Consider the following 13230-nt stretch of genomic DNA (forward strand, 5'->3'; position numbering starts at 1 on the left):
CTGGAGCAGAACAATAAACCACTTTACTCATGCGTTTTACGCGTTAATCGTGAGTTTCGCACTTTTACTCGTCAAATTTGCTGATTTACTCGTGAGTTCTACGCAATTACTCGTATATTACTCAATTTTACTCATGAACAGTATATGAAATTCAATTTCAATTTTATTGTAGGTGCCGACCTGGAATTAAGGAATCGTTTAGGAACAGGCCGCTCATTTAAATAATGAACATTTGCAATATGATTGGTGTCCCTTTTATTGGGATATCAATCGTATTCAATTTAAGTTTTCCTTTTTCAACGGTGTAATTATCGTGGGGCTGCAATACGCCATTTATGAATAAATTCATATAGGATACTTTTGATGGATCCAGTATTACCTGATTTTCTATGTCAGTTATTCCGTCTTTTTCTTCATAAATCCGTTGGCAGCCATTTGCAATAGCATAAAATTCATAAGAAATGATTCTTTTTGGGATTCTCGTGCGAACTTCGTTGGGAGAGCACATAGGGAAAAACAACAAAGGTCTCGGGATTTCTGGATCCTCTTTAATGAATCGGCAATATTTACTGTTCATTTCTAAAACTCTCCCCTTTTCTTATCTCCTATACATTTTATAAAAAGTAAGGATTATCGTGAGGACCATTTTTGAAAATTGTCTATACAATTCCTTTCGCAAAGTCATAGCATGGAGAGAAGAGAGGTGAATATTTTGCCGTTAAAAATAATGAAGTTAGCGATTGCGGCTACCTCGGTGATTAATGTGAATCCACTGATCACGCGATTATTTTATGAGGCGACTGCCACATCGACTGGTCCAACCACGCTTTCAATTGATCCAGCAAGTTTTTTCTCGGATACTGGTGATCCTGCGACTGTACTGCCTGCATTAAGTGCGGAAAACAGTTCATATGAGGTGTTTATTAATGGGGTGCTGCAAATGGAGGATTTAACAACATACACACCAGGTGCCACTGGGGTAGGAAGTCTTGTGATCACTGTTCCGGACGGTTCTTCCATCTTAGCTGGATCTCCTATTGTTCTTGTTGTGACAAACTATGCACCGACATCCGATGTTGATATTGCAACATGATTTCTATGCATTATTTTAAATGAAAAAACAGGAAAACAGGCAGTGCCCATAGCGCTTGCCTGTTTTTTAATATAGCAAAGGATATGCCTATGTATTCAAATTGAGAAAGAATGTAAAAAGGGGAGATTGACAGCAAAATAAATCATATAATAACATATGTGGTTATCAATGGGAGAGGTACTGGGTTAAAAATTTGTACCGGTTTTATAAAAAAGTTCATTATATTTATTTAATAATTGATCAAGTTGCTGGCTGTATTCAACGGCAACATGTGAGTTTAAACCATCTTTAGCGACAATCTTTATAAGTTCATTTCTCTTCAATTCAATCTGTTCGAGAAATTCATTCTTTTTAGCCATTATATTTCCTTTCTGGCCCCAACATATTTTCATGGTACCATTAATTTATGTGTTCGTTGTAAAATCTGTATGAATATAACAATTATATCGGCTTGGACTAATGAATTCAAATAAGTTATCTTATGGAAAATTAAACCGTCGCCCCATTCTGTTTTTAGGCAATTGGCTGTCATGAAATATTCACAGTTCCATAAATGTATTTTTTTATCTTATTTGTTACAATGTTTATAGGTTGACATACATAGGAGTGAGCTTATTTGAATGATATTAATATGTTTTTAGCATTTGGGGCGGGATTCCTGAGTTTTATTTCGCCATGCTGCTTACCGCTATATCCGGCCTTTTTATCTTATATCACTGGTATGAGTGTAGGTGAAATCAAATCCGAGAACGCCATGCTCCAAAGAAGAAGCATGCTGCATACCTTATTCTTCCTGCTTGGGTTTTCTCTGGTTTTTATTGCAATAGGTTTTAGCACATCATACCTAGGTTCTTTCTTCTCGGATTACAAAGAATTAATTCGTCAGATTGGCGCCATCCTGATTATCATTTTTGGTTTATTCATTGTAGGAATCTTTCAGCCGAGATCTTTGATGAAAGACAGCCGCTTTGAATTCAAGAACCGACCTAGCGGATATATAGGTTCCATTCTTATCGGACTTGCCTTTGCCGCTGGATGGACCCCTTGTGCAGGTCCGTTGTTAGGCGCTGTCATTTCACTGGGTGCAACTAATCCTAGTGCTGCCATGAGCTATATGACTGCCTATATTTTAGGATTTGCCATACCGTTTTTCATATTATCCTTCTTTGTCGGAAAATTGAAATGGATCAAAAAGTACAGCCAATACATCATGAAGATTGGCGGATATTTAATGATTATAATGGGGGTGATTTTGTTTTTTGATTGGATGACCAAAATAATTGCAGTCCTGTCTAGACTATTCGGTGGCTTTACGGGTTTTTAGTCCATAATAAGTTATTTTTTCAATAATCTAGTTGATTTCCTGCTATTAGGACTGATGGTGTCAATTTCGTTGATTTTGGGTCTAATGTCAGTCACTAAGCTGTCGGTATATCAAAATTAAATCCTGACCTAAGAAATTAAGAAGGAATTTCAGGCCGCAAAGGGTATAATATGCTCTCTGCTATAGGTGGTCAGCAAAAATATGGTTATCGAAGGCTATAGAAGCCGTGGTGCAAGATTTTATCTTCAAGCCTTTTGACGAGGGCGGGGCATTGGAAGCATCAAAAGGGAGCTTATTTAAGAACACCTCCTTGTTTATCTCAAATAGGTAATATATACTTTGTTTATAAATTGAAGTCATATATAATTTTTAATGGTACTTACCTATTTTTAGTTTAAAGGGATGGTTAATAGATGATATATATATCAACAGGTATAGCGATTGTGATGGCTATAGGTGTTTTCATATTACGTATGAAGGAAACGAAAAAACCAGTGAATGAAAAGAAAATCATCTTACCGCCGCTGTTTATGAGTACGGGTGCTTTAATGTTTATTTTCCCGATGTTCCGTGTTACTCGATACGAATTGCTGGAGGCTATTGTTGCAGGGATGTTATTTTCCATCTTATTGATTAAAACATCTAAATTTGAAGTAAGAGATGAAAAAATTTATATTCTGCGCTCTAAAGCGTTCATATTTATATTGATTGGGCTCATGGTGATTCGACTGGTGGCAAAACTGATGCTAGGGAGCACGATAGAAATCGGTGTATTGAGCGGAATGTTTTTCTTACTTGCTTTCGCGATGATCGTTCCGTGGAGAATTGCCATGCTTTACCAATATAAAAAAGTTAAAGCAGCCAGTTTCGGCGGAAGCAGTATGGTGTGATAATCTAAAAAACCTGAGTCGATATTCATGATGACTCGGGTTTTTCATTTGCCTGGAAACTTTTCATGAGTAAAAAAATATGCAAAAACCTAGTAATTTCATCCGGATTATATTATATTAGTATTATTATTTTATTTAAGGAGGAAACGGTACATGTTACAAATGATTGTGTTTGGGATTATTTGTGGTTTACTGCTGGGATTTGTGCTTCAAAGAGGCCGTTTCTGTGTTGTTGGTGCATATCGTGATTTGATTTTAGCTAAAGATGGACGGATGTTTTTGGCTACTTTTGTTGTAATAGCAATACAAAGTATTGGTGTTTATGCATTGAATGATACAGGAGTCATTCAGTTTGGAAATGATGGTTTTCCATGGTTGGGAACAATTGTGGGTGGCTTTATTTTTGGTATTGGTATGGTTCTGGCAGGGGGTTGTGCCACTGGAACATGGTATCGTGCCGGAGAGGGCATGATCGGAAGTTGGGTTGCCCTTTTTGGATATATGCTAGGGGCAGCAATGACGAAATATGGTGTATGGAAAGTGGCAGGGGATAATCTGTTATCTTATCGTACAAATGATACGTATATTCATGAAACGTTAAATGTTTCGCCTTGGGTGCTTGTGATTATTGTGACACTCTTGGTTGGCATATTGGTGATTCGTGAATTGAGAAAGCCGAAACTGCCAATTTTTAAAATGAAACCGAAAAAAACGGGATTGGCCCACATCTTATTCGAGAAACGTTGGCATCCTTTTGTTACAGCATTATTGGTGGGCCTTATTGCAATCATGGCATGGCCGCTAAGTGCAATGACAGGCCGAATGTTCGGACTTGGAATTACAGCGCCTTCCGCGAACATTTTAACTTTCCTTATAACCGGAGATGATGCGTTAATCGATTGGGGTACGTTTTTAGTATTGGGCATTTTCCTTGGTGCTTTCATTGCAGCCAAAGGGAGCGGGGAATTCCGTTGGCGTTTGCCTGATATGAAAACGTTACGTAACAATGCAATTGGCGGTGTAACCATGGGATTCGGCGCAAGTGTTGCCGGGGGATGCACAATCGGAAATGGTCTGGTGAACTCGGCGCTATTTGCTTGGCAAGGTTGGATCGCAATTGTCTTTTTCCTGCTGGGTACATGGTTAGCAACTTATTTCACGATTATCCGTAAGCAAAAGCAGACAGCAGCTGCATCCAAAGCGGCTTAAGAGACGAGCCGAAAATTTTTGATCAAGGAGTGGAATATAAATGGCAAAGGTATTGGAAACGACTGGGATGGTATGTCCATTCCCTTTAGTGGAAGCAAAAGAAGCGATAGTGGACATGGCAAAAGGAGAGGAATTGATCATTAATTTCGATTGCACACAAGCAACGGAGAGCATTCCGCGTTGGGCTGCTACTGAAGGTCATGAAATCACGGAGTTTGAGCAAATCGATGACGCTAAATGGCGAATAATCGTGAAAAAGGGAAAGTAAATTGATTGGAAAAAAACGTGCTCGGGTTTCCTGTGCACGTTTTTCTATTTTACAAGGTTGAATGATTGGCGCTGGAAGCTCCCAGTGATAACATGGCTTTAACCACTTTTTTTAAGGAGATGTTGATAATGGTAGACGAGGTCATTTTAAACGATGTTCCAATTCATGTTACTGATTTTCATGCTGAAAATGTAAAGGATTCTGAAGGTAAGGAAATGAGGAAAATCAGTTTCAATTTCAAGGTTACACATAATGAATATCATGATATTACAACACTGCTTTATCAAATGGTATTTGATATAAAGATACCACAGTCAAACGAGGAGTTTAGAGCAGAGATCTTTAACTATGCAACTTCGGTAACGAATCTATATGAAGAAAATGCGGTGGGGGATTTTTCGCTTGTCTTGCTGGAAGTGAACGGTCCAGAATGATTGCATTGCCAGTCTTGTAAAGATATGGGTTACTGTCTATAATAATAGTGACGATCATTCTATACATATGAGGTGGTACTTTGCTTAGCGGATGGTTTTTATGGTTTATTCTATTTTGGGTAGCCCTGTTAATTATATTGATGAGCATAGGTGGCTTTTTCATGTTTCGAAAGTTCCTGAAAAGATTTCCCAAAGAAGATGGGAAATCCGATATGGATTGGGAAGAATACTATTTGGAGCAAACAAAGCACTTATGGTCAAAGCAGCAAAAGGAATTACTAGAAGATTTAGTGAGCCCTGTGCCAGAACTTTTTCGTGATGTTGCACGTCATAAAATCGCAGGGAAAATCGGAGAGTTGGCGTTAAAGGAAAAAGCGGGCGATATTACGGAAGATTTAGTAATACGCGGCTATATCATTGCCACACCAAAACGTGACCATAAATTTTTACAAAAAAAATTAGCTGAAAGAAAGGTGAATATGGGTCCATATGAACACTTATTCAGCTAATGATGAAAAAAGCAGACTCTTTTGGAGTTTGCTTTTTTTATTCTGAATAATTCAAAAGAATGGTGCGGTGTGGTAAAAATTAGAACGTCTGTACCCAAACCATGCTATTCGTAAAATTTTTGATATAATAATAGTAAGTAAAAATTAGGACGGAGTGAAACTATGAAATTTATCCATACGGCTGATTGGCATTTAGGGAAAATCGTTCACGGGGTACATATGACAGATGACCAAAGGCATGCGCTCTTGCAATTCATAGAAATTGTCGAAGAGGAAAAACCGGATGCGGTTGTGATCGCCGGTGATCTTTATGATCGTTCCGTTCCGCCGACTGAAGCGGTGGAGCTTCTTGATGAAATCCTTTATACGATTAATGTGAAAATGAATACACCGATCGTTGCGATATCGGGAAACCATGATTCTGCGGAAAGGCTTGCATTCGGTTCATCATGGTATCGTCATAGTCAGTTATACATTCATGGGAAATTGACAAAAACATGTGAGCCGGTTCGCATCAAAGGCGTGAACTTTTATTGTGTTCCATATGCAGAACCCGGGACGGTTCGCCATCTTTTTGAAGATGATAGTATCCATTCCCATCAAGAAGCGATGAAGCGGATAACCGGAACGATTGCTGAGAATTTCAATAAGGATGAGCCAAATGTCTTCGTAGGACATGCTTTTGTATTAGGCGGAAAAACGAGCGATTCGGAAAGGGTCTTGTCGGTAGGTGGTTCTGGCTGTGTTTCATCCGACTTATTCGATGCGTTTGATTATACGGCACTTGGGCATTTACATAGTCCAGACGCGATACGTCATCCTAAGGTGTTTTACTCTGGATCACTATTAAAATATTCTTTTTCCGAGGCCAAGCAGAATAAGTCGCTTTCCATCGTCGATATGCAAGAAGATGGAAGCTTTGATATACGCTATCGTTCTTTGGCACCCAAGTTCGATATGAGGGAAATATCCGGATCGATGGAAGAGTTGCTTGATCCCGATTTTTATCAATCGCAAAAAAGGGATGACTATTTAAAAATAACACTAAATGATGAAGGGGCACTCATCGATCCCATTAATCGCTTGCGCCAGATTTATCCGAACGTACTACATCTAGAACGTAAATGGGATTTGACCGACCTTAGGAGAAAAAATTCCTTCTCTTCAGTAAAAGATGAACGGAAATCGGAATTGGACCTGTTCGAGACGTTTTATCAAGAAATGACAGATCGGGCCTTTGATTCCAAAAAGCAGGATTTGATGGTTTCGGTAATTGAAGCTGTTAAGAAAGAGGAGGCTTTGAAATGAGACCGGATATTTTAACGATGCAGGCATTCGGACCATATGCAGGAAGGGAAACCATTGATTTTAATTCCCTTGGAGAACGGACCATGTTTGTTATTTCTGGAAAGACAGGCGCAGGGAAAACAACGATATTTGATGGGATTAGTTTTGCGATATATGGTAAAGCCAGCGGTGAAGATCGTAGCGGGCAAGATTTGCGAAGTCAGTTTGCCGAAGATGATATGTTGACGGAAGTCTCATTACAATTTACCCTACGTGGAAAAACGTATTTGGTGACCCGGTCGCCGCAGCAGGAACGCAAGAAAAAAGCAGGTGAAGGAACAACAACGGTTGGAGCAAAGGCTGAATTATATGAGATATTGGCCGAAGGAAAAAAATTGCTGGGTGCAAATGTGCGAGAAGTTGAAGAAAAAATAAAAGTGCTGATTGGACTTGATGCGAATCAATTCCGGCAAATCCTGATGATTCCTCAGAATGAATTCCGAAAACTGTTAACTTCCGACAGCAAGGATAAGGAACAGATCCTTCAGAAATTATTTCATACTGAACTTTATAAACGAATAGAAGAAAAATTAAAAGAAGAGGCTTCCATCCTAAGAAAGCAAAGTGAAAAAAGTGCTCAACGAAGAATTGAATTAATGAAAAGCATCCAGCCTGGCAATCATGAAGAATTGCAGGCGCAATTACAAGGGGAAGAGCCTAATGAACAGCAGGTCTTGCCCTTGTTACGGGAAGTCATTTTGCAAGCAACAGAAAAAAATGAGTATATAAATAAACAAATACAGGAAAAGCAAAAAGCTCGTGATCAAGTAAATCAAGAACTTTCAAAAGCTGTCGATTTATTGAATCGATTTTCGGAAAAAGAAACACTGCGAAAAGAAAAGGAGGCTCTTGAAGCAAAGCTGCCAGAAATGGAACTAGTGAAAGTCCAAATAAAAATGGCACACAAAGCGGCATCGCTTGAAAAGCAGGAACAATACTATTTGCGTATCGGCAAACAAGTACAAGATGCTAATGCCGAACTTCAAAAGTTAAGTGAGCAGTCCGAGAAGTTACGGGCTGAGCGCATTGAGAAGCAGGATTCCTATGATAAGGAAATGTTGAAGGAAAATGAAAGAGAGCAGGCAGTCCGAACTGTTCATCAGCTTGAGCAGGTAAAAGAGGCTGTCATGACTTTTGCAAGCTTGAAAGCACAGGTTACTTTAGACGAAAAAGAGTGGCAAACGAGTAAAAGACTTCGTGAAAAAACTGTTTCGGAACATTTGTCGATTGAAGCGGAAGCAGAGAAAGTCGCTCAAGAAAAAACAGAAGCGGAAAAAGCCGCTGTCCTTTATCGTGATCAGGAAATTGAAGCAGAAAGAAATAATTCATCGTTATCGAAAATTAAAAAGCTTCAAGAAGTTCTTAATGAAATCACTAATACGAAACGGGTTCTGGATGAAAAGAATAATCGGTTCCATGAGTTACAAAGAATACAAACTCAGGAGAAGGAAAAACTGGAAACCCTGAATCGAAACTGGCGATCAGGACAAGCGGGTATGCTTGCCTCCATGCTGCACTCTGGAGAAAATTGTCCTGTTTGCGGTTCGCAAAGTCATCCAAAACCTGCGCAAATGCATGAGCATATGCCGACAGATTTGGAAATGAAAGAGCAAGAAAACAAACTGAAATCTGCGGAACAACAAAAAAGCCAAGCGGAAAGTGAATATTATCAAGCGAAATCCAAATATGATGCACTGGCAGAGTCTTCACAAGAAAAGCTTAGTGACTTACAAAATGACATGCCGGAGTTTAGGTTTGAGGATATTGAAGAGCATTTGACACAGTTTGTACAAAAAGGAAAAGTGCTGCAAGAGCAGCTAAAGGAATTGATGAGGAAAAAGTCTGTATTCAATGATCTGGAAAAAAGGTTGCTGGATTTAAAAGGCAAGTCAACCCAGCTAAAGGAGAATCTGACCTCTTTAGAAAGAAAAGAGGACGAAGGGAAAACCAGGTATATTGAAAACTCTACAAAACTAACAGGATTAACCGATTCCCTGCCAGACGGAATACGGACAGAAGAAGAATATAATGCTGCTTACCAAATGGCTGTAAAAACACAGAAACGCTTACAATCAGCCTTGGAAGATGCACAAAAAAACCTTCAACTGGTGAAGGAAAGAGAATCGGCCATCATTGCAAAAACAGAATCCTTAAGTGGAAATATAGAGGCTTTCAAGACAGAATTGAAAGAGGAGCGGGAAAAGTTAATTACGGAAATGTCCAATCAGGGCTTTTCCAATTATAAAGAATATACGGCAGCAAAAAAATCGGAAGCTGCTCTTGGAAATTTGGAAGACCAAGTTCAGCAGTATAATCAAAATTGGCAAAGTGTATTAAGTCTATTTCATGATTTGGAAATGAAATTAAAAGATGTGACCAAACCGGATCTTGAAGGATTGAGAAAAACTTTCGATTTCATAGATGGAGAATTGGAGTCTTTACGCCTAAATCAGAATGAATTGCAGGCTGAAAAACGGACTAACGAAGAAATCGATAGGAAATTGGCGCAAATCAGGGAAGAACAGAAAAGTTTGGATGAAAGATACAGTATCGTCGGTCATCTGTCTGAGATTTCCAAAGGTCAAAACTCCTTCAAAATAACTTTTGAACGTTATGTACTGGCAGCCTTTTTAGATGATATCCTAAAAGAAGCCAATTCAAGGCTGCTGAAAATGACCAGCGGCAGATATCAGTTATTGCGAAAGCTTGATCCTACACGCAGGAATATCCAGAGCGGTCTGGAGTTATCTGTGTATGATCAATATACAGGACAAGAGAGGCATGTCAAAACCCTTTCGGGAGGAGAGAGCTTTAAGGCCTCCCTTGCACTTGCCTTGGGTCTTGCGGATGTTGTCCAGCAGAATGCTGGCGGAATTTCACTTGAAACGATGTTCATCGATGAAGGTTTCGGTACGCTCGACCCTGAATCACTTGATCATGCAATTGAAGCATTAATGGATATACAAAGCACCGGGAGATTGGTCGGGATAATATCCCATGTCCCGGAATTGAAAGAAAGAATCGATGCCCAGCTTCAAGTCATTTCGACACAAAAAGGAAGTCGGACGTCCTTTTACTTTGCTGGTTAATCAAGAAAAAAGAATGGCTAAGGGGAGGTTCCCCAGGCCATTCTTTTTATTTTTAATGAACGGACTACTCAATGTTAATATCTTCAGCTGTTTTTCCGGGGGAGAACTTATGGATGCGAATCACCAAAATCGGATTCGAGAATTCAGCGGTAATTCTGCGTGAGCAAATCGAAAAGGGGAAAGGGATTTTTCTCTGTGTGGGCAGCTTATCTTCTTTTTTTTCAAGAAATGGCTTATGAGTATCGTCAACTATGATCGATAGCTCATTATCACTTAGGCATACTTTAATATCTTTCACATCATGATCTTCCAAAACCGCTTCCACCATATACTCATCGTCACTTTCGTATATATCAATTGAAAAAAGTTGATGATCCAACGCACAAGTTTCCGGATCCAGAAAAAAACTTTTTACCCATTCATCAAACTTTTCAACCTCATTCATTTGCGATCCATGTTGATTGTCTTGCATGTTGATACCCCCGGTTTTCCTTTGAGGTATTATATGTTGGAGCATGAAGAATGGTGATTGAAAAAGTGAAATTGATGATGATAAAAGATACCGGATAAAAATGAAAAAGCAACCAATGCAAAGGAACGATGGGTATGTGGGTATAAAAGGGAATCAAAAATTAGAAGGAATTCAATAAAAAAGTGATGACCAATTCTAAATTAGTTGGTCATTTGTTTATAAACAATCAAGTTGTCGATCATGTCATTAAAGTTAATACAATTAAAAATGTCATATTAAATGTATTTTTTAAATAATTCACCAAAAATAATTGCAACCCTGAAAATACCTTGGATCTGTTTCCTCTTAAGCAAACTTTGTTATAAATTCAGCAGAACCAAAACATTTCTGAATGGTCAACTCTTATATTTATGTTGCAATGAAATGGAAGATACTTGTTTCACTCAAGCTCTTATAAGGACCTATATCGGCCGGTTAATATATAAACAACTAGGTATATAAGTATAATGGGCCAAGCATAAATTACAAACTTTATTTGAAAGTCTATAAAGTTTGTCTCCGTAGAATCGACTAACATATATAGAGCTGAAATAACTGGTGGAATTAATACACTCGTAAGCAAAGTTTAAAAAAATATTACACTTGCCCATCCTTAGCTGGATGGGCTTTTCAAATTTTATAATACAGCATGGATAAGGTCTAAATCACGATTTGTGAGTAGTTATAATCTATAATATGGTAAAAACCTATTTTTTAATATCGTTAGAAAACCAATAAGAGCCTATTTAAATTCAAAAATGAATTATTGGCATTTTCGATGAATCCTCTACAGAAAGGCATTATATGCTAATAAAATTCATTAATGAATTTAATATTTTTGATACTAAGCGATTTTACACAAAATTAGGACTTGGCATGCAAGTTGCATAATCATATAAGTATAAAACAAACATGTGCGATATGAAATTCGTTTATGTGTGGAGGGATAATGGTGCGAAAAACGATAAATAAACCATGGGAGCAGTGGTATGTTGAAAGAATGAAATCTATGAAGCTACCGGAAATATCCGTCTATTCACTGCTTGATATAACAGCAAGTAAGTTTCCACACCATACAGCCATCATTTATGAAGACCAGTCAATGGATTATAAGAATTTAAAATTGCAGGTAGACAAACTTGCTGGTAAATGGAGAGAAATGGGCTTTGTTAAAGGTGAACGGATTGGTCTGATGATGGCAAACCACCCTTATTTCATTATCAGTTATTACGCTGCCCAGGCACTAGGTCTGTTGGTAGTCCAAATTAATCCCATGTATAAACCGCGGGAACTATTGCAAATTTTAATAGACTCAAATACCAAGAATATTGTATTTGACCATACGGCCGCAGTTACAATCGAAGAAACGAAAGCGATATATGAATTTGATGTTTGCATTGATACGGAGAAAGATCAAAACGGGTCTTATTCCCTTCAAACGATGATTAAGACCGGTGACGCCATTAAGAAGCCCGAAATGATAAGCCCTCATGAAGATACTGCAGTCATCCAATATACTGGTGGCACCACTGGGAAGATGAAGGGTGTCATGCTCACTCACCATAATTTAACCTCCAATGTCGTGCAGAGCTTTGAAATGTATGGTGATTCCTTGAAACCTGGCGAAGAAATCGTTTTGGCAGCTACGCCCCTTTACCATGTTTATGCCATGACAAGTGCAATGAATCTCGGTATCTATATTGGAGCTGCCATCCTCTTATTTCCCAAATTCGAACTTGAAGATGTACTTGCAAAAATAAAAAAGCATCGTCCGACATTCTTTCCAGGAGTTCCAAAAATGTATAATGCATTTGTCAATCATCCTGGAATTGAAAATTATGGACTGAATTGTTTAAAAAGCTGTTCTTGTGGATCGGCGCCCCTGCCGGTTGAAGTAATTAAGCGATTTGAGGAGCTGACCGGTGCCAAAATCGGAGAGGGTTTCGGTTTGTCGGAGGCCTCACCTTCCACTCATCGTAATCCGCCTTTCGGAAAAAGGAAAATAGGAAGCATTGGCATCCCTTTTCCAGGCACGGACTGTATGATCATTGACGATGAAAATAATGAAGTGCCTAACACATGCGTCGGGGAGTTGCTCATAAAAGGCCCGCAAATCATGAAGGGTTATTGGAATAACGAAGCCGAAACCAAAAAGGCCCTACAGAATGACTGGCTATATACTGGCGATCTTGCTGTGATGGATGACGAAGGTTATTTCTATATCGTCGGCAGGAAAAAAGAAATGATCATCGTCGGCGGATTCAATATTTACCCCCAGGAGGTAGAAGGGGTTCTGTATGAACATCCGGCAGTTAAAGAGGCAGCTGTGGTGGGCATCCCCCATAAAGAAAAAGGTGAAATAGTGAAAGCATTCATCGTACCTAAAGAAAGCGCTTCCGTGGATCTTGAAGAAATAGAAGGATATTGTTATACCCAATTGACGCCTTATAAGGTACCAAAAGTATTTGAATTGAGAAAAGAACTTCCGCGAAATACAGTGGGTAAACTTTTAAAAAGATTGTTAGTTAAAGAGGAATTAGAAAAGGATTGAAAGAG

The 13230-nt window shown here is 38.7% G+C and carries 13 protein-coding genes; 10 read left to right on the plus strand and 3 right to left on the minus strand.

Annotation, left to right across the window (positions count from 1 at the left end):
* Positions 1–217: 217 nt before the first annotated feature.
* Entirely contained in the window at positions 218–577 is a 360-nt protein-coding gene (locus ABOA58_RS10425) for a DUF4183 domain-containing protein (protein WP_350302218.1), read from the minus strand.
* Positions 578–712: 135 nt separating this feature from the next.
* On the opposite strand from ABOA58_RS10425, the gene ABOA58_RS10430 reads away from it, so the two are divergent.
* Positions 713–1093, plus strand: coding sequence for a DUF4183 domain-containing protein (locus ABOA58_RS10430; protein ID WP_350302219.1), 381 nt, complete (start codon positions 713–715; stop codon positions 1091–1093).
* A gap of 185 nt (positions 1094–1278) precedes the next feature.
* Here ABOA58_RS10430 and ABOA58_RS10435 read toward each other — a convergent pair whose 3' ends face one another.
* Positions 1279–1452 (minus strand): aspartyl-phosphate phosphatase Spo0E family protein, encoded by a 174-nt coding sequence (locus ABOA58_RS10435; RefSeq protein WP_084737866.1) that lies wholly within the window; start codon positions 1450–1452, stop codon positions 1279–1281.
* Between the two features lie 257 nt (positions 1453–1709).
* On the opposite strand from ABOA58_RS10435, the gene ABOA58_RS10440 reads away from it, so the two are divergent.
* The 8 genes from ABOA58_RS10440 (at position 1710) to ABOA58_RS10475 (ending at position 10163) form a co-directional block, all read left to right on the plus strand.
* Positions 1710–2417 (plus strand): cytochrome c biogenesis protein CcdA, encoded by a 708-nt coding sequence (locus ABOA58_RS10440; protein ID WP_350302220.1) that lies wholly within the window; start codon positions 1710–1712, stop codon positions 2415–2417.
* Positions 2418–2830: 413 nt separating this feature from the next.
* Entirely contained in the window at positions 2831–3307 is a 477-nt protein-coding gene (locus tag ABOA58_RS10445; RefSeq protein ID WP_137018031.1) for a CcdC family protein, read from the plus strand.
* Positions 3308–3460: 153 nt separating this feature from the next.
* Positions 3461–4516 (plus strand): YeeE/YedE family protein, encoded by a 1056-nt coding sequence (locus ABOA58_RS10450; protein ID WP_350302221.1) that lies wholly within the window; start codon positions 3461–3463, stop codon positions 4514–4516.
* A gap of 40 nt (positions 4517–4556) precedes the next feature.
* Entirely contained in the window at positions 4557–4784 is a 228-nt protein-coding gene (locus ABOA58_RS10455) for a sulfurtransferase TusA family protein (RefSeq protein ID WP_048685981.1), read from the plus strand.
* 128 nt (positions 4785–4912) lie between these two features.
* A complete protein-coding gene (locus tag ABOA58_RS10460; RefSeq protein WP_350302222.1) occupies positions 4913–5218 on the plus strand; it encodes a DUF3219 family protein in 306 nt (101 codons plus the stop codon).
* Positions 5219–5298: 80 nt separating this feature from the next.
* On the plus strand, positions 5299–5727 hold the full coding sequence (locus tag ABOA58_RS10465) for a DUF2621 domain-containing protein (protein WP_137018029.1): 429 nt from the start codon (positions 5299–5301) through the stop codon (positions 5725–5727).
* Between the two features lie 162 nt (positions 5728–5889).
* On the plus strand, positions 5890–7035 hold the full coding sequence (locus tag ABOA58_RS10470) for an exonuclease SbcCD subunit D (RefSeq protein WP_350302223.1): 1146 nt from the start codon (positions 5890–5892) through the stop codon (positions 7033–7035).
* A complete protein-coding gene (locus ABOA58_RS10475) occupies positions 7032–10163 on the plus strand; it encodes an SbcC/MukB-like Walker B domain-containing protein (protein WP_350302224.1) in 3132 nt (1043 codons plus the stop codon). The genes ABOA58_RS10470 and ABOA58_RS10475 overlap by 4 nt, the downstream gene beginning before the upstream one ends.
* A gap of 64 nt (positions 10164–10227) precedes the next feature.
* On the opposite strand, the gene ABOA58_RS10480 is transcribed toward ABOA58_RS10475, so the two are convergent.
* On the minus strand, positions 10228–10635 hold the full coding sequence (locus ABOA58_RS10480; RefSeq protein WP_170971631.1) for an Hsp20/alpha crystallin family protein: 408 nt from the start codon (positions 10633–10635) through the stop codon (positions 10228–10230).
* 991 nt (positions 10636–11626) lie between these two features.
* On the opposite strand from ABOA58_RS10480, the gene ABOA58_RS10485 reads away from it, so the two are divergent.
* Complete coding sequence (locus ABOA58_RS10485) at positions 11627–13225, plus strand: long-chain-fatty-acid--CoA ligase (protein ID WP_350302225.1); 1599 nt, start codon at positions 11627–11629, stop codon at positions 13223–13225.
* The last annotated feature ends 5 nt before the right edge of the window (positions 13226–13230 follow it).

Origin of the sequence: Peribacillus frigoritolerans (genome assembly GCF_040250305.1) — a bacterium.
Taxonomy (GTDB): Bacteria; Bacillota; Bacilli; order Bacillales; family DSM-1321; genus Peribacillus.

What these genes read in the sequence shown, in the direction of transcription:
- ABOA58_RS10425 (WP_350302218.1), bottom strand. Translation starts at nt 577, where the DNA reads ATGAACAGTAAATATTGCCGATTCATTAAAGAGGATCCAGAAATCCCG.
- ABOA58_RS10435 (WP_084737866.1), bottom strand. Translation starts at nt 1,452, where the DNA reads ATGGCTAAAAAGAATGAATTTCTCGAACAGATTGAATTGAAGAGAAAT.
- ABOA58_RS10445 (WP_137018031.1), top strand. Translation starts at nt 2,831, where the DNA reads ATGATATATATATCAACAGGTATAGCGATTGTGATGGCTATAGGTGTT.
- ABOA58_RS10450 (WP_350302221.1), top strand. Translation starts at nt 3,461, where the DNA reads ATGTTACAAATGATTGTGTTTGGGATTATTTGTGGTTTACTGCTGGGA.
- ABOA58_RS10455 (WP_048685981.1), top strand. Translation starts at nt 4,557, where the DNA reads ATGGCAAAGGTATTGGAAACGACTGGGATGGTATGTCCATTCCCTTTA.
- ABOA58_RS10460 (WP_350302222.1), top strand. Translation starts at nt 4,913, where the DNA reads ATGGTAGACGAGGTCATTTTAAACGATGTTCCAATTCATGTTACTGAT.
- ABOA58_RS10470 (WP_350302223.1), top strand. Translation starts at nt 5,890, where the DNA reads ATGAAATTTATCCATACGGCTGATTGGCATTTAGGGAAAATCGTTCAC.
- ABOA58_RS10475 (WP_350302224.1), top strand. Translation starts at nt 7,032, where the DNA reads ATGAGACCGGATATTTTAACGATGCAGGCATTCGGACCATATGCAGGA.
- ABOA58_RS10480 (WP_170971631.1), bottom strand. Translation starts at nt 10,635, where the DNA reads ATGCAAGACAATCAACATGGATCGCAAATGAATGAGGTTGAAAAGTTT.